Consider the following 23,080-nt stretch of genomic DNA (forward strand, 5'->3'; position numbering starts at 1 on the left):
GCTACCGCCCGCTCCTGTACATCAGATCCACGATCTCGTCGTATATGACGCTCGCTTCCTGCTCGCTCGATCTGATGGCCGTGGCCGCGCAGTGCTTGAGGTGGTTCTTCATCAGATCCCGCCCGGTTGCCGGCAGCGCCTCGTGCACGGATTCGATCTGCGTCATTGGGGCTCTTCGGTCTGCTAGTTCGGCAGCGTCCAGCGACGTGCCGGCGCGGCGAATGGCCGCCCGGTCTTGCCTTCGCTGTCGGAACCTTTGCGCGCGTGCCGGTAAACCGCGACAGGGTACCGTCGGCAGTCGGGGGTATTGGTGCCGCGCACGCAGCCATTGTATCCAAGCAGCGCCTGCGGCAGCGTCCTCGACTGGCTGAGGTTGTCGGCAAGAATCGCCACCCCATGGCAGATGTTCGATTCGATGTCGAAGAGGTCGGACGACGGACAGCCCCACTTGCCGGCGTGGAACGGCATCACCTGCATCAGCCCTCGAGCGCCGACGAAGCTGGTTGCGCGCGGATCGAGCCACGGATTCTCGGTGAGCAGCACGCCGACGAGAAGCGACGATCCCACCTTGCGCCTCCGCGCCTCCTTCACGAGAGCCGCGGCAATCCGGTCGGCGCGCGCACCGTCCCTGGTGTACGCGCGAAGGATCTGCGAGACGTGACCTTCATCACTTCCCAGAGGGAATCCGCCTCGACTACCCGAGCCGCTGGCGAGCTGCGCCGCCGTCGGCCGGTCACGCAGAACAATGTCGAGAATCTCGGATAGAGTGGGACGCCTGGCGACCACCACAGCGGGCGGGAGTGACTGAATCGGCGGGACAGCGGCAGGTCGGACCACGCCACGCGTCACCGCTGCCGGAGGGGCTCCCGAGCCGATCTCCATGCCGATGATTGTCGCGCCCGCAATCACTGCCAGCGACGTTGCAGCCACCGCTGCCCGCTTTCGATCCATGGTTCTTATACTAACGTATTGGGATCGAGTTCATACGAACACGCGCGAGTGGCTTTCAGAGTCTCCACGCACCAATATCATCGGTACCATGCCCAGACTTTCCAGGATTACCGCGCTCGCCCTGCTCACTTTCGCCGCCACCATCGCCGGCGCGCAGCAAACCCAGGTACGGCTGTACCGGACCGCGAACGAGCACCGCATACTCGGCGAATTCATGCAGCTGCTGGCGATCCCCAACATCGCGTCGGACAGCGCCGGGATCGCTCGAAACGCAGCGCACATCATCGCGATGATGGAAGGGCGCGGGCTCGCTCCCCGTCTCCTGACAGGCGCCGACAAGAAAGCGCCACCTCTCATCTACGGCGAGTGGCGCGTTCCCGGCGCCACCCGCACCGTCGTGCTCTACGCGCATTATGACGGACAGCCCACTGATCCGGCGAAGTGGACTGGAAGCCAGCCGTGGGTTCCGGTCCTGCGATCAAGGGCGCTCGAGAGCGGTGGCCAGACGATCCCAGTCCCTCCCGAAGGAACCCGCATTGATCCCGAGTCCCGCATTTACGCTCGCTCCGCATCGGACGACAAAGCCGGCGTGTTCGCGATCCTCACCGCGATCGACGCGATCAAGGCGTCGAACCTCACGCCGACGACGAACGTCCGGATCGTGTTCGATGGAGAGGAGGAGGCCGGCTCACCCCACCTCGGCGACATCATCCGCGCCAACGCGGCGCTGCTGACTGGCGATGCGTGGCTGATTTGCGACGGGCCGGTGCACCAGTCGGGGCGCAAACAGGTCGTTTATGGAGTGCGGGGCGACATGAACGTGGACGTCACCGTCTATGGGGCCAACCGGCCGCTTCACAGCGGACATTACGGGAACTGGGCACCTAATCCCGCCCTTCTCCTCGTGCGACTGCTGGCGACGATGAAAGACGAGTCAGGTCGCGTGCTCATTCGCGGCTGGTATGATGACGTACAGCCACTCAGCCCGCTCGAGCGCCAGGCGATCCGCGATCTGCCGCCGTTCGACGACACGCTGCGCACCCAGCTCGGCTTCATGCATCCCGAAGGCGGAGGCAGATCGCTCGCCGATCTGATCAATCAGCCGTCGCTCAACATCAACGGGATCGTGAGCGCCGAGGCGGGCCCTGGCGCGCGGAACATCATTCCGACGACTGCAATGGCGACCCTCGACCTGCGACTGGTGAAGTCGGTGGACTACCGCCGCCAGATGCAGCGGCTCGTCGAGCACATCCGAAAACAGGGATTCACCGTGCTCGATCACGCGCCGGCGGCGGCCGAACGACTGAAGTATTCGCGCATCGCAATGGTGAAGCAGCGACCCGGTGGATACAACGCCGAGCGCACTGCAATGGATCTGCCCATCTCGCGATCAGTGCTCGTCGCGATCCAGTCGGCTTTCCCGGGACGCACTCTGGCGATTCCGACGCTCGGCGGAAGTCTGCCGTTGTCCATCATCAGCGATGCACTTCACGTTCCGACGATAACGGTGCCGATCGCCAACTATGACAACAATCAGCACGCCGAGGACGAAAGCATCCGGATTCAGAATCTGTGGGACGGAATCGAGATGATGGCCGCTCTGATGATGCTCAGGTAGGCGAACCGGACTCTGGAGGGAACGATGGAAGCAACAGGCAGCGCCGTGACACTCGGCACGATCGGGCAGATCGCCATCAATGTCCACGACCTGTGGATTTCCTTCTACAGAGATTCGGAGGACAACCACTTCGCCCTCATGAGTGAGGTCCCGCGCGCCTAGCCGATTCGCCTGTTTATTTGTTCGCCGTGTATGGGATTCGTAAAATCGACGAATTTCGACACTAACCGACGAACCTTTCGTAGTGCCCTCATGTCCAACGAGTATATCGAAATCATCACCGCTCGTTTTCCAATCAGTGAGGCGATATGCAGGCACCATGGCAAGAGGGCGACGTAGCATCCACCACGTGTACGGTATGCGGGAAGCAGGTTCACGCCCGTTATGAGACCCGCGACATCCGTATTAGTCGGTCGGGCGTCACGTTTTCGAATATTCTCGTGAGCGTTTGCAGCGAATGCAATTCGATGATCTCGCTGCCGCGGCAGTCTATCGCGCAAATCCGCGAGTTGAGCAGCTGGAAGTAGCAGGCTTCAGATAAAATCTGGACGTCTCCCTCGTATGCGCCCTGACACCCGCTTCCGCACCTCGATCGTCGCGTCGCTGATCGTGATCGCGTCGCTGATCGCGCCCGCGTCGCTCTTTGCGCAGAATGGGGGCGTGCACCCGCAGCCCGCGCCCGTCGCGACAGCCGTCCGATTGACTTCGCTTGTGACGATTGATGGAAAGCTCGACGAGGACGTGTGGCGGACCGCGCCCGCGATCACCGAGTTCAGGCAGTCGCAGCCCAACGAGGGGAAGCCGGGGACCCAGCGCACCGAGGTCCGGTTCGCTTTCGACGATCAAGCCATATACATCGGCGCGCGGATGTTCGATTCGCTTGGCGCAAAAGGCGTAGTGACGAGACTGCTGCGCCGCGACGCGCTCACCGAGAACGACAGCGACATCTTCCAGCTCACCTTCGACAGTTATCACGATCACAGCTCGCGCTTCATCTTCTGGATCAACCCCTCCGGCTCCAAGCGCGACGGCACCGGCGATCCGACGTGGGATCCGGTCTGGGAGGCGAAGACCCAGATTGACTCGGCCGGATGGACGGCGGAGCTGCGCATTCCATTCAATCAACTCAACTTCTCGCGCGACGTTGACCAGACGTGGGGCGTTCAGGTCATCCGGTTCATCCACCGTCTCAACGAGAGACAACACTTCGCGTGGTGGCCGAACAACGAGGTGGGCGGGCCACAACGCTATGGCCACATCGGAGGGATCAGGATCGGCGACCGGCCGCGGGGAATGGAGATTCTCCCTTACACCGTAGGACGCGCGCGATACATCAGACCTCTCGATTCGTCGAACCCGTTCACAAAGACCAGTGACAAGGACTACCGCATCGGCGGCGACCTCAAGTACCGCCTGACGTCGAACCTGACTCTCAATGCGACCTTCAATCCGGATTTCGGGCAGGTCGAAGTGGATCCCGCGGTAGTGAACCTGTCGGCCTTCGAGACGTTCTTCTCGGAGAAGCGGCCTTTCTTCATCGAAGGACAGAACGCATTCGGGTTCGGGAACTTCAGCTGCTTCTTCTGCAGCAACGTCAGCGGTCTCGACATGTTCTACACGCGTCGCATCGGCCGCAGTCCGCAGCTCTTTCCGGCCGGCACGTACGTGGATCAACCGGAGAACGCGACGATCATCGGCGCGGGCAAGATCACCGGACGAACGAAGAGCAACTATCTCGTCGGGATTCTGGACGCGGTGACGCGGAAGGAGATGGCGAACGTAATCACCGTTGACCCCGCCACGGGCTCTCGCACAGCGTCAAAGGCGGAGGTCGAGCCGCTCACGAACTATTTCGTTGGCCGGGCGACAAAGGAATTCCAGGGAGGCGCCCAGTCGTTCGGCGGGATTCTGACGTCGGTTGATCGCTTCACGAGCGATTCGCTGGCCGAGGTGCGGCTTCCGAGCAATGCTCGCGGCGCCGGGTTCGACTGGGTCACCTCATGGAAGAACCGCGAGTACTCGTTCATGGGACAATATGCGCTGAGCGACGTGCGCGGGTCGAAGCTCGCAATGCAGCGCACTCAGCGCTCGAGCGCGCGCTATTTCCAGCGACCGGACCGCAGCCCGGGCGGAAACGGAATCTTCTCCGACGAATTCGATCCGGACGCGACGAGTCTCACCGGATACGGCGGATACGCGCGCCTCGCCAAGGACGGCGGCACATGGCTGTGGGAGGCAATGGTCAACTACCGCAGCCCCGGTTTCGAGGTAAACGACATCTCGTTCAACACGACGGCGGACTACGTGTATATGAACGGCAACATCGCGCGCTCGGTCACCAAGCCCGGCCCGATCTTCCGCAACTACGCTGCGGTCGCCGGCGCGCAGCAGCAGTTCAATTATGACGGTGATCTGACGGACCGCGAATACTCGGTGGGGATGTTCACGCAGCTCCTCAACTTCTGGCAGGCCAACGCGTTCATCATCCGGACACCCAAGGTGTACGACGACCGTCTCCTGCGCGGAGGTCCCGTGATCCAGAAGAGAGGATACCGGTACCACCAGGTCTTCCTCGGCACGGATGCCCGCAAGACAGTCTCCTTCTCGATCAACCCGAGTTTCAACGACTTCGACTACGGACCCGACGCGCTGAACCTGAACGCCAACGTCACGTGGAAGCCGACGTCCAACGTCCAGCTTTCCGCCGGACCGTCGTACCGGCGCGATGGCTCGGTGAGCCAGTTCGTGACGTCGGTCGCCGATTCCACCGCGACTGCCTTCTACGGCAGGCGGTACATCTTCGCCAAGCTGCAGCAGAAGCAGCTCGCGATGAGCACGCGTGCGAACGTGACGTTCACTCCGCAACTGACGTTCGAGCTCTTCGCCCAGCCGCTTATCGCCAGTGGAGACTATGTCACCTTCAACGAGTACGTCGCGCCGCGGAAGCGCACGTTGCACACCTTCAGCGGAAACGAGATCAGCTCGACGGTCGTGGACGGCCAGCGGCGCTACACGATCGATCCTGACGGACCCGCGGGACCCGCAGCGCCGTTCAGCGTATTCGATCCCAACTTCAACTTCCGCGCTCTTCGCGGGAACGCGGTGGTGCGATGGGAGTACAGGCCCGGCTCCACGATCTTCTTCGTATGGCAGCAGAACCGGTCGGATTCGGAGCCTATCGGCAACTTCGACTTCAGCCGCGACCGGTCGGCGCTGTTCAACTCGCACCCGGACAACATTTTCCTGGTCAAGGCGACGTACTGGATAGCGTTCTAGACCCTCAACGATCGCTCACCGGCCTTCCCATCCTCCCCCCGAAGCGGGGGCAGTGAGTCGCTGACCAGACTCGGCAGCCGGGGGGTCGGGAGCGGACAAGCCGCTCGCGGGTAACGCTGGCACGATTTCTGTCGGCTCTCTCAGGCTATCGGAAATCTCCTGAACGCGCCAATGTTCTCGAAGCGGTCCGATGGAAGCGACCCCTTATCGAGGAGAGTTCCTATGGCGGCGAGGAAAGCGGGAAGAAGAAAAACCGCGAAGAAGGCAGGGCGAAAGTCCACCACAAAGAAATCCACCCGAAGGAAACCGGCGGCGAAGAAGTCCTCGCGCCGAAAGGTCGCTACGAAGAAGTCAGCGCGACGAAAGCCTGCCGCGAAGAAGGTCGTGCGCAGAAAACCGGCGGCGAAGAAGTCAGCGCGACGAAAGCCAACCGTGAAGAAGGTCGCACCCAGAAAACCAGCGGCGAAGAAGCCCGTGCGACGGCAATCGCCGGTGAAACGGGCAGTCGCTCCTCCGGCCCCGCCGCCGCCCCAGCCGCCGCAATCACCCTACGCCGCGAGCGAGCCGCCTACCCCGCCGCCAATATCAGGACCCGGGACGGACACAGGCGTAATTTGAAAAACGAAACCGCCGTCATCGAGACACTTAATGGCGGCGGTTTCGCGTCAGATCAACGACCGGACGCTCGAGCGGCGAAGCCGGCACGTGGTTGAGGACCTTCGCGATCAGGGCGCTCGCCGCGCGATGAATTCCCAGCGCGCGGAGGCAACCGCGGTGATGGTCAGATCTGCCGGTGTGAGATTGGTTGGAACTGGACCGTAGCTGCTCGAGAGAGAACTCGTCGCCACAATGTACGCTTCCCGCATGTAGCCGGGTGACATCGACGTGGAGAGCGCCATCAGCTTGCCAAGCGAGCCGCCCGCGGCGGCAGCGAGCGCCTCGGCGTCGAGACGGGCTTCCCTCACGGCGATCGCCAGGGCCCGGCGACGCGCTCCCTCAATGTCGGGCCCGAGAAACTGCACCGGCAGAACCTGCGTCGCGCCCCCGGAGAGCGCGGCATCAATGAGCCTGCCGACGTCGGCAATGAGCGGAACTTCGATACGAAGTGTGTTGCGCGCCATGAACCCGTTGGGCCGCCGGCTGTTGTTGCTGGCCTCATAATCCTGCGCGACGGAATAGCTGCCATTGGTCAGCTCCGCGGGCTTCACGCCGGCCGCGTGAAGCGCTGTAATGGTCGCGTCCACTTTTCGCGCATTGTCAGCCGCAGCCCGCGCCGCGAGCAATGCTCTGCTCTCGACAGTCACAATGAGAACAGCGCGATCCGGCGTGATGTTCACCTCACCCCGGCCTACCACGGAAACCTCCGGACCGATCGGTGACGGGGGGACTTGAGCGATTCCCGTGCGCGATGCTGCGAGTGTCGCCGCGATGCCCAGCCTGATGAAACAGTGCATGTGCGAGCTCCTGTGTGCTGTTCTGTTCACTCAATAGTACCGTGCGGGAGCGAGGCGGGGCCGCACGGGGTATCATGGGAAGGCCAGCGGCCACGCAACCGGTCCCGAAAGAGATAGCCCTCAGCGACCAGACGCCCCGGCCCCCTCGAGTGCCTCAGCCAGCCGGCTCGCGAACCGGCTGTTCGGCGCCTGGCCTTCTCCTCGATACCGTCAGCATCTCCACCGCCGCGTCCACCGATTCCCGCGTCCCCGCCAGCGCCACTACGTCGCCGAGGCGCAGCGTCTCCTTTCCGGAAGGCACCACCACCTTGCTCCCCGACTCGCCGCGTCGAGTGATCGCCAGAATCGTCGCGCCCGTCTTCCCGCGGATGTTGAGCTCGGCAAGACTGCGATTTAGCGCCGGACTGGTCGCGTCTATCTTCACCGGTACCGGCTCGCCAAGTCCGGGCAGCATGATGGCGATGTGCTCCATCGTACGGAACAGATTCTCAGAATCGTCGTCGCGTGCGAGCTGCGGCGTGAGCGCCGCAACGATCACCTCCGCACCGGCGCGTGCATGCTCCTGCAGATTGAGCGCGCTTCGCCAGAACGCGAACCCGAGAACGATCGTCAGTATCCCCAGAAGCGGGAACCCGGAAAAGTTCGGTATGAATGGCTGGGTTACAGCGACGATCGGCGCACCGACAATCAACAGAATTCCGAGTTGAAGCATCGTCACCAATGCGCGACGAGGAGCGGCGGCGAAGTCCGCCTTCCTCCTTCCGGCCGATGGCAACGCACGCATGGCAAGCACGAACCCGAGCATCCGCGCGCTGCGAATCATCCCGAGAAGCAGCGGAACCGCCACCACCGCGGCTCCGAGCACAACGACGAGCAACGAAGTTCGCTGCGTTGCGCCCGTCCAGTTGCTGAACATCGTCGTGAATCTGCCCCGCTCCGCCCCCGCCCCGATTATCACTCCCGCGAGCAGGAATGCGTCTAACAGAATCAGCCGGACGAGGCGCCGCGTGCGCGATCGCCCTGCCGTTGGAGGCGCGCTGCGAATGCGATCCACCCACGACGCGTAGAGCGCCACCGACGTCTGAATCGGCCGCGGCAGCTTGCGATCCACCCACAACGCCGCCGGACCCGCCGCCCTGATGAGCCACGGCGTCGTCAGAGTGGTGATCGCCGACACCGCCACCGCCACCGGATACAGGAAGCTCCGCGTCGCGCCCGCCGCCAATCCCACCCCCGCGATGATGAACGAGAACTCGCCGATCTGCGCGAGGCTCATTCCCGCCTGCATGGATTTGCGCAAACCGTTGCCGGTGATGAACGAGCCCGCCGTCACCGCGACGACCTTGCCCGTGATGACGACGGCGCTCAATACGACCACCGCGACCCAGTGCTCGGCGATGAGACGCGGATCTATCAGCGACCCCACCGACACGAAGAAGATCGCCACGAACATGTCGCGGACCGGATGCACCAGCCGCTCGATCCTCACCGCCTCGCCCGATTCCGCCACAAGCGATCCGACGATGAATGCTCCCAGAGCCACCGAGTAGCCGAACGCGTACGCCACGTAGGCAGCGGCGAAGCAGACCCCGATCGTGCCGACGAGCGTCGTCTCCGCGCGATTCAGTCTCACGATCCCGCGCACGAATCTCGGAACGATCAGAATGCCGATCCCGACCAGCGCCACGAGAAACGTCACCAGTCTTATCACGGTGATGCCGAGACTCCACGCGGAGAGGCCGGCGCCAGTCGCAGTCGCGGTAAGAAGCGCGATCAGAATGATCGCGATGAGATCCTCGACAATGAGGATCCCGAACACGACCTCGCGAAGCTTGCCCTGAACTCCGTTCTCCTCGAACGCGTGGGCGATGATGGTCGTACTGGAGATCGCCACGATCGCACCAGTGAACACGCTCTCGAGTGGCGTGAATCCGAGGAGAATACCGGTGAGATAGCCAAGCCCGACCATCGTGCTCGTCTCGAGAACGGCGGCGAGTCCCGACGTCACCGCGATCTGACCGACTTTCTTGAGCCGGAATTCCAGACCAAGCGAGAACATCAGCAGGATCACGCCGAGCTCGGACAGCGTCTGCAGCACTTTCTCGTCGGCCGCAAGCGGGATCGGCACATACGGCCCGACCAGCATTCCCGCGAGGAGATATCCGAATACGACCGGTTGGCGAAGTCGCTGGAATACGAACGACGTCACCGCCGCGGTGCACAGGACGAGCGCGAGGTTCTCGAGGAAAGTGTGCGCGTTCTCCACCCGCGCATGATACCAGCCGAGGACTGCCGCGGCCAGAAGGTCACGCGGTGTCCGCGCCGCGGCCGCGAAGCCTACCAGGCCGTGATGCGCTCGGCGATGCGGCCAGTTACCATAAGCTCGCGCAGCTCTTCGCCGAGTCGCTCGCTCGCGTCCACCACGCCCTGCCATCTGCGGATGCGCTCGCCCTCGGTCATCGTGTAGAAGTCGCGACGGTCGGGAATCTTGCCGCCCGGCAGTGACGCAACGAATTCGGCCGACGGCGCAATGAGGAGCGCGCGGTCAAAGTTCACTCCGCTTGCCCTCCGCCATGGGATTCCCTTGTCGAACCATCCCGGCACGATGTGATCGTAGAAGTGCGGGTACAACACGAGCCCGTCTCCCGGCCCGAAGTCGAGATCGAGGTGGTAATCCAGCATGCCACCGTCCCAGTGAGTCTCGCCTTCCCTGCCCGGTATCTCGACTCCCTCAAACACGAGCGGGATGGAGCCCGAAGCGATCAGCACCGCGCGAAGATTCTCCCGCGTGAGCGGAAGATGCACGGTGGGTAGATCCGACAGATGCAGGAAAGGCGTGTCGCTCCCCGCCGAGTGGAACACGTATCGCTTCATCTGGAGCGCGAGAGCGCGGCGGCTGACGAGATTGCCAACCGCCGCGATGGCGAGCGACGTGGCGAGAGCAATGCGCCGCGGACTGGCGGCGAGACCGGATCCCATCGTGGTGATCACGTGCACGCGCGCCCACGGATGGGAGAGAATCTCCTCGACACCGTTCGCGCCGAGCAGATCGTCGAGCAGCCGCGCCAGCACGTCCGTCACCTCGCGCGCCGACGGCTTCGGAGTGTATCTCTGCCCGTAGATGTATCCGTGATGCCCTCTCTCGAGCGCCGCGACCGGATCGCGCTGCGCGAGGCACGCAATGCGCCAGCTCCCGACGGACGATCCGATCAGGTGCATCACGCGCTCACGCGGCTGCTGGAGGAACTCGCCGAAGAGAAAGCGGTCGAGACCGGCGATGGACAGCCACTTCGCGCCACCCGATGCGGCGGGCAGGATGTCCACGTCCTCGGCGCGCAGCCCGCGCTCGCGTACGATCGCGAGAGCCCGGGTGCCAGCGCGGAGGGTGAGCGACGAGGCCATCCCTCCATTTAGCGATGCAGGTTTATCGCTGCAATGGCTGACATTCTCGTTCTGGGCGGTACACGCCGCCCGAGGAGTACCTGATTTGGCTGGTGGAAGATTATCATCGAACCCGTTTCGCCTGCAGTCGGCTGTCCGGGTGTTATCTTTAGGCTGCGTCGGCCCTTCTCGAGAACTTCCCACCTGATCTGCCGGCTCCCCACGGCCAATCCCCGAGCTTTCCATGAGCGCCTACAAGAACCAGCAGCATCGCCTCGTCCGCGGCAGCCACCAGTTCCACTTCGTTTCCTACGATGGCCAGCCGTCGAACCCTCGGCGCGGCGAGCCGGCGACCGTCCCGATGTGGTATCTGATGAGAGCTGGCAAGCGCTGGCCGGTGATGCCGCAGGTACTCGGCGTTCCCGATTCGGAGGTCACCCAGGCGCTGACCGCCTGGCTGGATTCGCAGGGAATCGCGTAGCCGAAATAACTGGAAGCGTTGCTGCACCAGTTGAGGCACCTTCTTTCGACCTGCTTCGGCAGGGGCGTACCGCATTCCGGGTAGTGCGCTACGCACGGCAGCAGCGAACAGCGAGACGCACCGCTGCGATGCAGAGAAAACATGCAGCCGCCGCTGTCGCAACGGTGCGAACGCGAGTTCTTCGGGAATGGTACGACGACATTGCGAGAATCCTCCGCTTGAGCTGGGATGCAGATTCACTGAGAGCTGCGGCAAGGAAAGGACGGCTGGACACTCGCGCCCCAACGTCCAGCAAGAGCGAAGCGTACGCGTGTGAATCCGAGGTGTGGCGCAGAACTCGGCGGTCGCAATCGAGCTCGATGCTCGTTCGAAGTCGGCGCATCAGATACCAGAGCGCAAAGTTCCAGGGGAACGCGACCGTAGCGATCGCCGCTAACCATACCAGCACCGGATCAAAGGCTCGTGCGTGTTCCTGCTCGTGCGTTACGATCAGTGCTTGTTGTTCTGACGGAAGATCGATTACCCATCTCGGCAGAACGACGTCGTAGCCGATGATTCCCGCGAGCGCAGGGCCGACCCGATGGGTCAGCCGGATCGACTGTGGGCAGATACCGGTGAGCCCGGCCTTCCTCACGGTGTCTCACGTAGCCTTTCTCTTCGAGAGTACGAAGAACAGTGAGAACGGTGGTGTAGGCGAGCTCGTCGTGCAGCTCCTTGCGGACTTCTGCTACGGTGACCGAATGAAGCTGCCACAAGACAGTCATGACATCCAGCTCACGATCCGTAAACGCTATCTTCATTGCGAGCCTATCTACTAGAGATGTAGTAGAGAGTAGCGGCTCTAAGTTTTTGAGCCAGGTTTTGGGCTGATCAGAGCTCCATGGGGAAGCAGAGGACAGCTCGATGCGAAGGAGCAAATTCACTCCGGAGCAGGTGGCTCTGACGAATGAAATCCCATTCAGTCCGCCGCGGCCACTGGGCTGGCGATCGGCTCTACATTAGATGGTGTAGGGGATACACCACTTTCACCCAGAGGATCTATGACAGGCCGCGTGATGTCACCCCCCGCTTCCGTGCTCGGCGGAACCACCATTGTCCGGGTGGTCGAGAGAGGGGGCTCGGCGGTTCCCGAAGTCTGGGACGGCTCCGAATGGGCTGACGGCGACAAATCGTTACTGGATGAGTACGTTCGGGAAACGACCAGTCGGCTGTCGGAAGAAGAGCTGGAAGAGCGCGGAATCCCCGACTGAGCGCGTAGCCGCTCGACTCTCGCCCGCTCATTCAGTGAGAGCGGGAAGGCTAGTGTGTCTCACCCGCACGAACACGATGCCGGAGCTCCACGCTTTAAGTTGCCCCTCCTAGGCTCGAACTAGGACTCTCCTGATCCAGAGTCAGGCGTGTTGCCAGTTACACCAAGGGGCAGAACAAGCTGCCTCGCAGACAACCGAGGCAGTCAGTCCAACTTAGTCGGTCACTGGCAGTTGTTCAATTGCCGCCAGCCGGGACGCGTTTCCCCTGAAGAATCCAGCCCAGGACGGGTTCCACCGCGAGCCTTTAGGGTAGAACTTTTAGCCCCGAGAAGATCCACGTGAACTCAAGGCCATGCAGCCTCTGTCTACATCGTACAGTAGCAACCGCTTCCCCGCGTTTCGCCGCGTCGCTGCGCGATGGCGCGCCATCACCACCGTTGCGGGAGTCTCGTGTCTCGCGACCGCGTGCCGTGACGTCGGACCCGCATTCGGGCCGACGATCCCCATCGCCCGCGCGAACGCCGAGAATCTCTTCGGCGGAATCGCTCAGCGCTTCACCAACGTCCAGCGCAACCCGAAGTTCAGTGTAGCCCGCGGCAAGCTCGGCAAGAACGCGCTCACGCCATCGGTCATCTACAACGACAGCTCCGTCTGGACGGCAATGGGCCCGGACAGGACACGCACGGTCACCGTCGAAGGCGAGTTCGGCAACAACCGCTACCTCTTCGCCGCAAGGCCGTCCACGACTCCCGCGGACGCGGCTGGCGACTCCCGCCATCTGATGGTGTTGCGAAGGGTAGATGACGATCAGTTCGAGTGGCTCACCAACGTTGACATCGCCGCCGGATACATCGCCGCCAACGACATGCGTAACGTCGTCGGGGCTCTCATGAAATCGGCCGAGCACCGGACGCCCGCCGCCATCCGCGCCGACTACCGCGAAAGCTTTCCGCGCACCGTCGCCGCGCTCGGCAGGCTTCTCACGCTCGACACGCTTCGCGTCACGAACGACGCCGATGGCGCCACCACAATCGTCCTCGGAATCCGTCTCGATCCCGGGCACATCCAGTCGGCGATGCCGGCGTTCGCCGCATACCTCGACAGATACGCTACCGAATCGAAGTACAAGTCAGTCGTGATGGACAAGCGCGGGGGACGATGGATCGAACTCTCCGGCGCCGACAACTTCATGACTCTCAGGCTTCGCTCGATCAACGGACACTTCGCCCCGCTCTCGGGCGCCATCCGTCCGATTCCCAACGAGCTTCAGCTCGTGTCCGAATTCACGACGAAGATCCTCATCTTTCACGTCGGATTCCGCAAGCTTGTCAGCGATGTCAGCGTGATAGACAGCGAGCATGAGACCGGGTGGTTCCTGCGGTTCACGCGCGAGCCCGACTGGAAACTCCCGCCGACTGTCGGATTCCTCATCAAGACACCGCTTCGCCGGCCCTTCCAGGGCGGTGGCGCAATTTTCCGACTCGCTCTCCTCGACGCACCAGGCAGGCAGAGCGTCATCGGCCGGCGCACATCGGCCACAGTGCAGGAAAGCGCGATCCTCCGCTTTCTCAATCGCCTGAGCGGCACCGCGATGGGCGACTTCGTCGGCAAAGCCGAGACGGAGGAGAACCGCTTCAGCGCCGATGCATTCAACGCAATGCGCCTCGACGCCCGGACGCTGATACAATAGCGGGGCTGAGCGCGAGCCACAAAAACAAGAGAGCCGCGGGATCCTCTGGAGGATTCCGCGGCTGTCATCTGCGGCAATGGGCCGCGAATCGTGCCACGCACGCCGTCATTGGAACTCTACGTCCTACCGATCGGCGGCGGGCAGCTACTCCAAAAGACCTTCCAGACCAGCATTCGCAACGAGTTGCGAATCGAACTTCATAATGGAGCTGAGGGGGATCGAACCCCTGACCTCTGCAGTGCGAGTGCAGCGCTCTCCCAGCTGAGCTACAGCCCCGCGCTTGTGCGCGACAAGCTGTAACGGCCTTCAGAAAAGCAATCAACCCGTCGCACCGGGCCCAAACGTCGAAACCCCGCAAAAGCAGGCGGGGCTTCAGACTCCATCTAAACTACCCCCATCAAGAGCCAATGTCAAGAGAAATATTCTGCCAGGATGCCCCTGCCCGGACCACCTAAGTCCTTGCCCGGAAATACGATACGCCTTCAGGCCCACCCTCCTTTTCACTGGCGCCAGTGGCTCGTTACTGGCGCCTGCATATCACTGCCCCTGCGGCCTCGGCTGGCTCGATGGAGGAACCATTCCCTTGACCCTGAGATACGTCACGATGTTCCCGTAATGCTCCCCGTTATGCGTCGCATTGATCATCAGCGCATACATCCTCGGCCGGTCCTGCCCGAAAACCTTGATCATCGCCGCGCTCGCCGCATCCGACTGCTCATAGGCCTTTACGCAGTACGCGGTTGAAGCCTTGATGGCGGCGACGAGCCCCGCCTTGGTCGTCACGCTCTTCTCGATGTCACCCTCAGCCTTTGGCGCCTCGCCCATGGCGGCCGCACAGAACATGTACTGCGCTCCCGCTACATGCCCTATGAGCTGGCCAAACGTGCGGACCGTCGGAACCGGCCTGAACGAGTAATCCGCCTCCGGCATCTGCTCCGCAGCGGTCACGATGTACCCGGTGATGTCGCCCCACAGAGCCTTCGCGCTGGATACGCCCGGGTTCGCTGTCGCCGCCGCGCTTCCTTGCGCCATCGCGGGAGCGGCGACAAGTGACAGTATCAATGCAATTCGCTTCATGCAGGCACCCTTGAAAGGAAGAACGCAAGAAACTATTCCGATCTTCCAAAGTTGCAACAGCGCCCGCGAATCCGCACGGTCGTCACATCGCCGATGGCGTTCCTGACACCGCCGGGATTCCGATATATTCACCGCATGTCGCTCACCGTGCGCTTCCTCGGCACCTCCGCGTCGCGCCCAACAGTCGAGCGCAACGTCACGTCCCTCGCCATCGTTCGCGAAGGCGAGACTCTGCTCATGGACTGCGGCGAAGGAACTCAGCGGCAGATGATGCGCTACGGCACGAGCTTCGCCTTCGCCGACATCTTCTTTACTCACATGCACGCCGACCACATGCTCGGCGTCATCGGATTGTTTCGCACGCTGGCATTGCAGGGCAGAACGGATCCGATGCGACTGTGGGCGCCGCGGGGCTCCGAAGCACTGCTGCGACAGGCGATCGCTCTCGGAAGCGACAAGCAGCCATTTCCCATCGAGATCAACGACGTCGTTCCCGACACCCCGATCGCGCGCAAGGGTTATTCGATCCTGCCGTACGCCGTTGACCACAAGGACAGGCTCGCGCTCGGTTACGCGCTCGTCGAAGACATCCGGCTCGGACGCTTCAATCCCGACCGCGCGAGAGAGCTGCGAATTCCCGAAGGTCCGGCGTGGGGAAAGCTCCACAAGGGCCAGCCGGTGACGCTCGACGACGGAAGAGTCGTCGAGGCGTCGGAGCTCGTCGGTCCATCGAGACCAGGGCGGCGGGTCGTGTTCAGCGGCGACTCGCGTCCGGCCGAGTCCACGATTGCGATCGCCGAGGGAGCGGATCTGTTGATTCACGAAGCGACGTTCGCGGACGACGAGCTGCCGCGCGCGATCGAAACGGGACACGCAACCGCTCGCGAAGCGGCGGACATCGCGGCGAAAGCCGGAGTGAAGGAGCTGGTGCTGACACACCTCTCCGCGCGCTACTCCGTCAATGCCTCCGAGCTGCTCCAGCAGGCGAAGGAGTTGTTTCCGAACACCGTCATCGCTCGCGACGGAATGGAAATCGAGGTTCCCTTCGCTTCCGAGGAGTGATCAGCGCTGGAAGTCTTCGTCCTCTTCGGTGACCGGATCGTCAGCGATGGCGGGCGACGATGCCCGGCTGCACATTGAACGCGCAAACCAGCGTTGCAACCCAGACATGAGCTCGCCCCCATGAGACTTACCCGCCCCGCAACGATCGCCACGGCCGCATTGTGCGTGCTCGCTTCGCCTCTGACCGCGCAGCGTACGCAGAAACCACCCCTCCACGCCAGACACTGGATCGCAATCACCGGCAAGCCGCTGAGCGCCACTGCCGGCTCGATGATGTTCGAGAGGGGCGGTAACGCCATTGACGCGGCATGCGCGATGCTCGCCGCCGGAACGACGATGTGGGACGTCCTCTCGTGGGGAGGCGAGACGCAAGCGCTGATCTACAATCCGAAGCTGAAGAAAGTGATCGGCATCAACGCCCTCGGCGTCGCACCGTCAGGAGCAACGGCGGCATTCTACAAATCGAAGGGATTCCGGTATCCGCCCGAGTACGGCCCCCTCGCCGCGGTCACGCCGGGGACTCCCGGCGGCCTGATAACGATGCTGGCCGAGTACGGGACGATGTCGCTGAAGGAGGTTCTGGGGCCGGCGATCGAGATGGCCGACGGATATCCGATGGAAGCGCAGACGGCGAACTCGATCGAGCGCCAGAAGGGCGAGATAATGAAGTGGAAGTATTCGCGCGCGCTGTATCTCACTCATCCTGGCCAGCCGCGAGAGGCGCCGGAGGCGGGAGAGATCTTCGTGCAGAAGGATCTCGCCGCCACGCTTCGCAAGCTCGTCGAAGCGGAGCAGCAGGCGCTGCGCGCGGGTAAATCGCGCAAGGAAGCGATCTACGCCGCGTACGACAGGTTCTACAAGGGCGATATCGCGCGCGAGATAGTGCGCGGCGTGCGCGAGGAAGGCGGCCTCTTCACGATGGCCGACCTCGCGAACTGGAAGGTGCGCATCGAGGAGCCGGTGAGCACGTCGTACCGCGGCATCCAGGTCTACAAGCTTCCTTTCTGGCAGCAGGGACCGGCGATGCTGCAAACGCTCAACATCCTCGAGAACGCCGATCTCAAGTCAATGGGATACAACTCGCCGAAGTACATGCACGCCATCTATCAGGCGATGAGCCTCGCGTTCGCCGACCGCGACTTCTACTACGGCGATCCGTACTTCGCTCCCGAGGAGCCGGTGCGCGGTCTCCTGTCCAAGGATTACGCGAAGGCGCGCTACACGCAGATAGACTGGACGCACAATGATACAACGGTGAAGCCCGGCGATCCCTTTGCGTATCAGGGCGGGAAGAACCCGTTCGCCGATCTTCTGTCGAAGTGGACCGTCGTGCCCGCGCCTGACGACAAGCCGAAGAGCGGGCAGCAGGACAAGCAGACTCAGGACAGTGGGTCGGCGCCGCTCGCCAGCGCGGATGATGCATTCCACGACGCGTTCTATCGCGGCACGACATCCATCGAAGCGGCCGACGAAGAAGGATGGGTAGTTTCCATAACACCCAGTGGCGGCTGGGTTCCGGCGGTAATTGCCGGTAATACCGGAGTGGGACTGAGCCAGCGCGCGCAAAGCTTCGTCGCCGACCCCCGTGACGGACCCTTCAACGTGATCGAGCCCGGCAAGCGCCCTCGCGTGACGCTGACGCCGACGCTCGCCCTCAAGGATGGGCTTCCGTATCTGTCGTTCGCCGTGCAGGGTGGAGACTCGCAGGACCAGAATCTGCTGCAGTTCTTCCTGAACGTGGTCGAGTTTGGAATGACGGTTCAGCAGGCGACGGAAGCGCCGAACATCAATAGCTACCAGATGCGCTCGTCGTTCGGCGCCCACGAGTCGCGACCCGGCCGCATGCTCGTGGCGTCATCCACCCCCGACAGCGTGCGCGCAGAGCTTCAGCGCATGGGATACACGCTCGAGTTCGAGGAGAGAACTTCGGGCCCGATCAACGCCATCTTCTTCGACAGAAAGCATGGGTCTTTCTGGGGCGGGTCGAGCAATCACGGCGAGGATTACGGTATCGCGTGGTAAGCGCGGCGAACTAAAGCGTTAACGCTTTTGTCCTTATCTCAGGGGCTGACCCCGACGAGTGGGTTGGCCCCCGCACTTATCGGCATGGACCGCCGGAAAAGCAGATCGATGACGTCCTCGCTGAGCACCTTCATCACCGAGTCGCCGGTGACGCGCGACGTAACGCTCCGCGCCTCCGGTCCGTGCCACTGGTACCACGCATAACGGTCGAGCCCGGACGTCTTCCCGCCGGGATGATGGAACACGACCATCGCGTTGCTCGCCGTCGGCATTTTTACCGCCACGCCCCAGCGCGTACCGTCAGGACCACTGAACACTCGCATCATCTTTCCCATCGCCATTCACTTTCCATGTATCGAGGGCAGCGGCTGCCGTCCGGCAAAGCCCGCGTCTTCCTCGTGCCAGTACTGCACGCTCTCCTCACCCAGCTGCCAGCACAGCAGCACCGGCCGGCCGTCCACCTCTCCCGGAAAATCCACCAGCCCGGTATCGAACCCCTTCATCTGCACGCCGATCTGCCTGATCTCGGTCAGATATCCATCTATGTCGCGCGCGAGCTGCTGCGCTTCACTCTCCAGCCGATCGGCTTCGCCGTTCGGCTCGTCCACGCGCCTGGTGAGCGCGACCTCTTCGAACTCCCGCACCTTTTCCTGCCACCGCCAGTGGTCGCGCACCGCGTCGCTCACTATGCGGCGCACCAGTGGCAGCGTCCTGTTTGCCTCGTCAACGGTGAAGCTCGTGCGCATGCGCGAACTGTGCGCAGGCGCCGCGCCGCGGTCAAGTCTGGCCGAGCGTGGTCTTTTCCGCGGTTCTTTCCTCAAGCCCGGAGCGCGAGCCAGCCTTCACTGGGATACGGAACCGGCTGCCGCTAGCGTCCGGTGGCCGAGGGCGGTCAGACGAGGCGAGTGCTCCCGCGAACCGCCGCGGTGCCTGACCAGTTGCGTCTCCACGTCGTCCGTGCGCGCGTCCTCGAACGCCGTGGCGAGCGCCGTTCGCAGCTTCGGGTCCACGCGCGGCACGTCGAGCCAGAAAATCCTCGGAAGACGCGAGCTCACCTGGCCGAGCGGCCACTCGTGGCCTCTCAGGTCGCGGAGCACGACATCGGTCTCGGACCGGTCGCCGTCCCACCGCGCGACGACGTCGTATCCGCCATGGCGCCAGCGCACGGCATCGCCTTCACGAACGCCTCCGGCGCCGAGTATGGCGGTGTCGCGCACGAGGGAGGCGAGCGAAACCGATTCTCCGGAGCGGACGTCTATCGCACCGCTCGAGGAATCGGACTGCTGGAAATCGTCGCGCTCGAGCGTCACGCGACGGTCGTACAGGACATATGGGCCGGCCACTGCGAGGATGGCCGATTCGCCCGTAGCCGCGACGCTCACGTCCTCGCTCCCGTCCTCGTCCGGATCCAGTAGACGCGCGTCGGGATTGCGTGTGAGGTAGGCCTTCTCCCAAGCGCCGACGCGCGCGTCCTCGTAGAGGAGCCTTTTGCGGCCGCTCAGCAGCTCGCGGCTGTAGATCGGCTCACCCGTGAAGACGGCGTCCTCGTACGAGCGCGTGACTTCGTCCACATACACTTCATAGAAGCGGTCGCCGGCGCTGGTGAGGATCAGCGGGGAATTCCGCGCGCTGATCCCGCGCGGGCCGCTGCGCACCCAATACGTCGAGGCCGCGTCGGCCACGAGGAACTCCGCGGCCGGCGGGTTGGGAGCGGGCAACGAACAGCCCATGAGGGGTAGAATGAACAGCCAGCGGGGGGATCGCATTGCTGGCAAATATAGTGCATCATGCCCGCCCAAACCTCTTCGACAATCGATCACAAGATGCGTTCATTTCTGTTGCTTGCCGTTCTCTCCACCGCCTGCGTAGGAAGCCGCGACGCGGCCGCCAGACGGGCTGAAGTCATCGCTGATTCGGTCGCCGGGTCGGTCGTCGGTGGCCGCAATGCTTCAGCCCAGGCGCCGGTGGCCGCGCCGCCGGTAATGCCCCCCGCCACCGGAAGCCTTTCGGCCGGTCTCGAGAAGCTCAGGACCGACCCGTCTGCGCCGATCCGCGGGCTCTACGTCAATCGCTTCGCCGCCCAGAGCACCAGGAAGATGCACAAGCTCCTGGCCATCGCCGATTCGACCGAGATCAATGCGTTCGTCATTGACGTGAAGGACGAGTTCGGCATGAACTACAACTCCAGCGATCCTCTTCTGCAGAAGAACGCCGGCACCCAGACAAAGATCACGAACATGAAGGCGCTCCTCGACACGATCAACGCGCACGGAGTCCTGCCGATCGCGCGGATCGTCGTCTTCAAGGACTCCGTGACGGCGCGCATGAATCCGCAGCACACCATTCGCAAGGCCGACAGATCACCGTGGCGCGATCACAAGGGCCTCACGTGGGTCAACCCGTACGCCAACGCGATCTGGGAGTACAATTTCCGCATCGCCGAAGAAGCAGTGAAGATGGGGTTCGGTGAAGTTCAGTTCGATTACATCCGCTTCCCCGAGCCGTACAAGAGTCTTCCGCCGCAGGTATTCCCCGAGTCCAACGCCCGCGGCAAGACGGAAGCTCTGGCGGAATTTCTCAAGGCCGCGAAGGCGCGCATTGACAAGCTCGGCGTGCGCACCACGGCGGACGTCTTCGGCCTTACGACAACTGTGGGTGGAACACTCGAGGTCGGACAGAAATGGGAGCCGCTCGTGCAGTCGGTGGATGTCCTTCTGCCGATGGTGTATCCGTCGCACTACCCGCGCGGGGCATTCGGCGTCGCACGTCCGAACACCGCACCATACGAGATTGTCCACACCGCCATCTCCCGCGCGCGCGTGAGAACCGAAGCGCTGGGCCTGAAGGGTCAGCGCGTCCGTCCGTGGCTCCAGGCATTCACGCTCGGTGCGCCCGCGTACGGCCCGGCCGAGATCGAGGCGCAGAAGAAGGCGGTGTACGATTCCGGTTATGACAGCTGGGTGCTTTGGCACCCCGGGTCATCGTACGACATCTTCGTCCCCGCGCTCGAGAAGACGCTGGCTTCGCGAGCGGCGAATCCTCCCGTCACGCCGTAGGAGCTAGCCCTGAAACCGGTGGGCAAACGTCCTATTCTCTACTATAATTGCCGAATGGTCACGACGGCGAAGATAAACGGCATGAGCTGCAGCCACTGCGTGCGGGCGGTATTCACCGCGCTCGGCGGAGTGCCGGGCGTGTCGCGCGCCGACGTGTCCATCGGACAGGCCATCATCGAGCATGACGGGACGGTCAGCCCCGACGCTCTGCGCGAGGCCATCTCCATCGCCGGCTACGACGTCGCGGAGTTCCGCGAAGACCGGCGCACCCTCCCGGTGGTGTGATGAAGGAGCAGCGGCACACTCCCCTGCATACGCCGCCGACAGGCGAACATGAAGTGAGGGGAGTGGCCGCGCTGCTGGCCCCCGATATTCTCGCTCTGCTCGACGACGATCCGTCGAGCGTTGCCGCCGAGACCGAGGAGATTCACCCAGCCGATCTCGCCGACATAGCCGAAGCGCTGCCGCGCGAGCGCGTCGCAGATCTTCTCGCAGCCCTGTCCGACGGCCGCGCCGCCGATGTGCTCGAGTACCTCGACGAGGAGTTGCGCAGCGAAGTTCTCGAGCGCCTCCCCACCCGCAAGGCCGCCGCCCTCGTCACGGAGATGACGCCGGACGATCGCGCCGATGTGCTCGAAGATCTCGAGGAAGAGCGCGCCGACGAGATTCTCGCCAAGATCCCCGCGCCCGAGCGCGAAGAGACCGAGCGGCTCCTTGCCTACGAGCCCGATACCGCCGGCGGATTGATGACGACGGAGTTCGTCTCGGTGTCGGAGGACACGCTGGTCGAGGATGCGCTCGCGGCCGTGCGACGCATCGCTCGCGGCGGCCGCCGGGAGGCGATGCACGCCATCTACGCGGTGGACGCCGGCGGAGTGGTGAAGGGCGTGATGTCGCTGCACGAACTCCTCGCGGCGCCAGACGGAACACTCGTGCGCGACGTCGCATGGGAGGAAGTCGTCACCGTGCCGCCGATGATGGACCGCGAGGAAGTCGCACGGCTCACGTCGAACTACGACCTCGTCGTGCTGCCGGTCGTGGACAGCCACCACCGCATACTCGGCGTGGTCACGGTCGACGATGTGATCGACGCGCTGCAGGAGGAGCACACTGAGGACGTGCAGCGCTTCGGCGGAATGGAAGCGCTCGACGAGCCGTACACACAGATCGGATTCTTCTCGATGATCAGGAAGCGTGGTGGCTGGCTCTCGATCCTGCTCGTGGGAGAGATGGCGACCGCTACGGTGATGAAGCACTTCGAGCTCGAGATCAGCCGCGCGCTGGTGCTGACTCTTTTCATCCCGCTCATCATGAGTTCCGGGGGCAACTCCGGCTCGCAGGCAACATCGCTTATCATCCGCGCCATGGCGCTCGGCGAGGTGAAGCTGCGCGACTGGTGGCGCGTCGCCCTGCGCGAGCTTCCATCCGGCATCGCGCTCGGCATTCTGCTCGGACTGCTCGGCGTCATTCGTGTGCTGGTGTGGCAGTACTTCGCGATCGGCGGAGGATACGGCGATCACTTCGTGCGGATCGCCGCGGTGGTGGGCTTCGCGCTCGTCGGCGTAGTGACATTCGGATCGCTCGCGGGCTCGATGCTGCCGTTCGTATTGAGACGCATCGGTTTCGATCCCGCGAGCGCATCCGCACCGTTCGTTGCCACTCTCGTGGACGTGACGGCGCTCAGCATCTACTTCTACGTCGCTCTGTTCTTCCTGAAGGGGACGCTACTGTAGAACAGGGTCGGTGGCCACGCAAACAGCAG

The 23,080-nt window shown here is 63.2% G+C and carries 20 protein-coding genes and 2 tRNA genes; 11 read left to right on the top strand and 11 right to left on the bottom strand.

What is annotated here, in order from left to right; all coding sequences use genetic code 11:
- Position 1: 1 nt before the first annotated feature.
- Both Q7S20_12405 and Q7S20_12410 read right to left on the bottom strand, forming a co-directional pair.
- Positions 2 to 166 (bottom strand): metal-sensing transcriptional repressor, encoded by a 165-nt coding sequence (locus tag Q7S20_12405; GenBank protein MDO8502636.1) that lies wholly within the window; start codon positions 164 to 166, stop codon positions 2 to 4.
- 17 nt (positions 167 to 183) lie between these two features.
- Complete coding sequence (locus Q7S20_12410; GenBank protein MDO8502637.1) at positions 184 to 951, bottom strand: lytic transglycosylase domain-containing protein; 768 nt, start codon at positions 949 to 951, stop codon at positions 184 to 186.
- 88 nt (positions 952 to 1,039) lie between these two features.
- On the opposite strand from Q7S20_12410, the gene Q7S20_12415 reads away from it, so the two are divergent.
- From Q7S20_12415 to Q7S20_12425, 3 genes are all read left to right on the top strand, one after another.
- Complete coding sequence (locus Q7S20_12415) at positions 1,040 to 2,569, top strand: M20/M25/M40 family metallo-hydrolase (protein ID MDO8502638.1); 1,530 nt, start codon at positions 1,040 to 1,042, stop codon at positions 2,567 to 2,569.
- A 24-nt stretch (positions 2,570 to 2,593) separates the two neighbouring features.
- A complete protein-coding gene (locus Q7S20_12420) occupies positions 2,594 to 2,731 on the top strand; it encodes a hypothetical protein (GenBank protein MDO8502639.1) in 138 nt (45 codons plus the stop codon).
- Positions 2,732 to 3,130: 399 nt separating this feature from the next.
- Complete coding sequence (locus tag Q7S20_12425; GenBank protein MDO8502640.1) at positions 3,131 to 5,845, top strand: DUF5916 domain-containing protein; 2,715 nt, start codon at positions 3,131 to 3,133, stop codon at positions 5,843 to 5,845.
- A gap of 725 nt (positions 5,846 to 6,570) precedes the next feature.
- On the opposite strand, the gene Q7S20_12430 is transcribed toward Q7S20_12425, so the two are convergent.
- The 3 genes from Q7S20_12430 to Q7S20_12440 all read right to left on the bottom strand — a co-directional run bounded on the left by Q7S20_12430 (position 6,571) and on the right by Q7S20_12440 (position 10,701).
- Positions 6,571 to 7,299: an SIMPL domain-containing protein gene (locus Q7S20_12430; protein ID MDO8502641.1), complete on the bottom strand. Its 729-nt coding sequence runs from the start codon at positions 7,297 to 7,299 to the stop codon at positions 6,571 to 6,573.
- Positions 7,300 to 7,453: 154 nt separating this feature from the next.
- Positions 7,454 to 9,733 (bottom strand): cation:proton antiporter, encoded by a 2,280-nt coding sequence (locus Q7S20_12435; protein ID MDO8502642.1) that lies wholly within the window; start codon positions 9,731 to 9,733, stop codon positions 7,454 to 7,456.
- Positions 9,637 to 10,701 carry a patatin-like phospholipase family protein gene (locus Q7S20_12440; GenBank protein MDO8502643.1) on the bottom strand — a complete coding sequence of 355 codons (1,065 nt, stop codon included), beginning with the start codon at positions 10,699 to 10,701 and terminating at the stop codon, positions 9,637 to 9,639. Before Q7S20_12440 ends, Q7S20_12435 begins: the two co-directional genes overlap by 97 nt.
- Before the next feature lie 223 nt (positions 10,702 to 10,924).
- Between Q7S20_12440 and Q7S20_12445 the strand changes: the two genes are divergently transcribed.
- Positions 10,925 to 11,161 (top strand): hypothetical protein, encoded by a 237-nt coding sequence (locus Q7S20_12445; GenBank protein ID MDO8502644.1) that lies wholly within the window; start codon positions 10,925 to 10,927, stop codon positions 11,159 to 11,161.
- A gap of 1,040 nt (positions 11,162 to 12,201) precedes the next feature.
- Positions 12,202 to 12,411, top strand: a complete 210-nt coding sequence (locus Q7S20_12450; GenBank protein ID MDO8502645.1) for a hypothetical protein — start codon at positions 12,202 to 12,204, stop codon at positions 12,409 to 12,411.
- Positions 12,412 to 12,510: 99 nt separating this feature from the next.
- Here the strand turns inward: Q7S20_12450 and Q7S20_12455 are convergent.
- Positions 12,511 to 12,583 (bottom strand) — tRNA-Gln (locus tag Q7S20_12455).
- Positions 12,584 to 12,763: 180 nt separating this feature from the next.
- On the opposite strand from Q7S20_12455, the gene Q7S20_12460 reads away from it, so the two are divergent.
- Entirely contained in the window at positions 12,764 to 14,101 is a 1,338-nt protein-coding gene (locus Q7S20_12460) for a hypothetical protein (protein MDO8502646.1), read from the top strand.
- A 203-nt stretch (positions 14,102 to 14,304) separates the two neighbouring features.
- On the opposite strand, the gene Q7S20_12465 is transcribed toward Q7S20_12460, so the two are convergent.
- Together Q7S20_12465 and Q7S20_12470 are read right to left on the bottom strand one after the other, a co-directional pair.
- A tRNA-Ala gene (locus Q7S20_12465) sits at positions 14,305 to 14,377 on the bottom strand.
- Between the two features lie 261 nt (positions 14,378 to 14,638).
- Entirely contained in the window at positions 14,639 to 15,178 is a 540-nt protein-coding gene (locus tag Q7S20_12470; protein ID MDO8502647.1) for a DinB family protein, read from the bottom strand.
- A 51-nt stretch (positions 15,179 to 15,229) separates the two neighbouring features.
- On the opposite strand from Q7S20_12470, the gene rnz reads away from it, so the two are divergent.
- Together rnz and Q7S20_12480 are read left to right on the top strand one after the other, a co-directional pair.
- Positions 15,230 to 16,240 (top strand): ribonuclease Z, encoded by a 1,011-nt coding sequence (gene rnz / locus Q7S20_12475; protein ID MDO8502648.1) that lies wholly within the window; start codon positions 15,230 to 15,232, stop codon positions 16,238 to 16,240.
- A 120-nt stretch (positions 16,241 to 16,360) separates the two neighbouring features.
- Positions 16,361 to 18,262, top strand: coding sequence for a gamma-glutamyltransferase (locus tag Q7S20_12480; protein ID MDO8502649.1), 1,902 nt, complete (start codon positions 16,361 to 16,363; stop codon positions 18,260 to 18,262).
- A 38-nt stretch (positions 18,263 to 18,300) separates the two neighbouring features.
- On the opposite strand, the gene Q7S20_12485 is transcribed toward Q7S20_12480, so the two are convergent.
- From Q7S20_12485 to Q7S20_12495, 3 genes are all read right to left on the bottom strand, one after another.
- A complete protein-coding gene (locus tag Q7S20_12485) occupies positions 18,301 to 18,603 on the bottom strand; it encodes a hypothetical protein (protein MDO8502650.1) in 303 nt (100 codons plus the stop codon).
- Entirely contained in the window at positions 18,604 to 19,008 is a 405-nt protein-coding gene (locus tag Q7S20_12490) for a DUF2203 domain-containing protein (GenBank protein MDO8502651.1), read from the bottom strand.
- 96 nt (positions 19,009 to 19,104) lie between these two features.
- Positions 19,105 to 20,028: a hypothetical protein gene (locus Q7S20_12495; GenBank protein MDO8502652.1), complete on the bottom strand. Its 924-nt coding sequence runs from the start codon at positions 20,026 to 20,028 to the stop codon at positions 19,105 to 19,107.
- Between the two features lie 57 nt (positions 20,029 to 20,085).
- Here Q7S20_12495 and Q7S20_12500 point away from each other — a divergent pair, with 57 nt between their 5' ends.
- Genes Q7S20_12500 through mgtE form a run of 3 tightly spaced genes read left to right on the top strand, consistent with a single transcriptional unit; the run spans position 20,086 to position 23,051 of the window.
- Positions 20,086 to 21,318: a putative glycoside hydrolase gene (locus Q7S20_12500; GenBank protein MDO8502653.1), complete on the top strand. Its 1,233-nt coding sequence runs from the start codon at positions 20,086 to 20,088 to the stop codon at positions 21,316 to 21,318.
- A gap of 54 nt (positions 21,319 to 21,372) precedes the next feature.
- Positions 21,373 to 21,603 carry a cation transporter gene (locus tag Q7S20_12505; GenBank protein ID MDO8502654.1) on the top strand — a complete coding sequence of 77 codons (231 nt, stop codon included), beginning with the start codon at positions 21,373 to 21,375 and terminating at the stop codon, positions 21,601 to 21,603.
- The gene (gene mgtE, locus Q7S20_12510) at positions 21,603 to 23,051 is read left to right on the top strand and encodes a magnesium transporter (protein MDO8502655.1); all 1,449 of its coding nucleotides are present in this window, start codon (positions 21,603 to 21,605) and stop codon (positions 23,049 to 23,051) included. Before Q7S20_12505 ends, mgtE begins: the two co-directional genes overlap by 1 nt.
- Positions 23,052 to 23,080 lie beyond the last annotated feature (29 nt).

The sequence above is a fragment of the Gemmatimonadaceae bacterium genome (assembly GCA_030647905.1).
Lineage (GTDB): Bacteria > Gemmatimonadota > Gemmatimonadetes > Gemmatimonadales > Gemmatimonadaceae > UBA4720.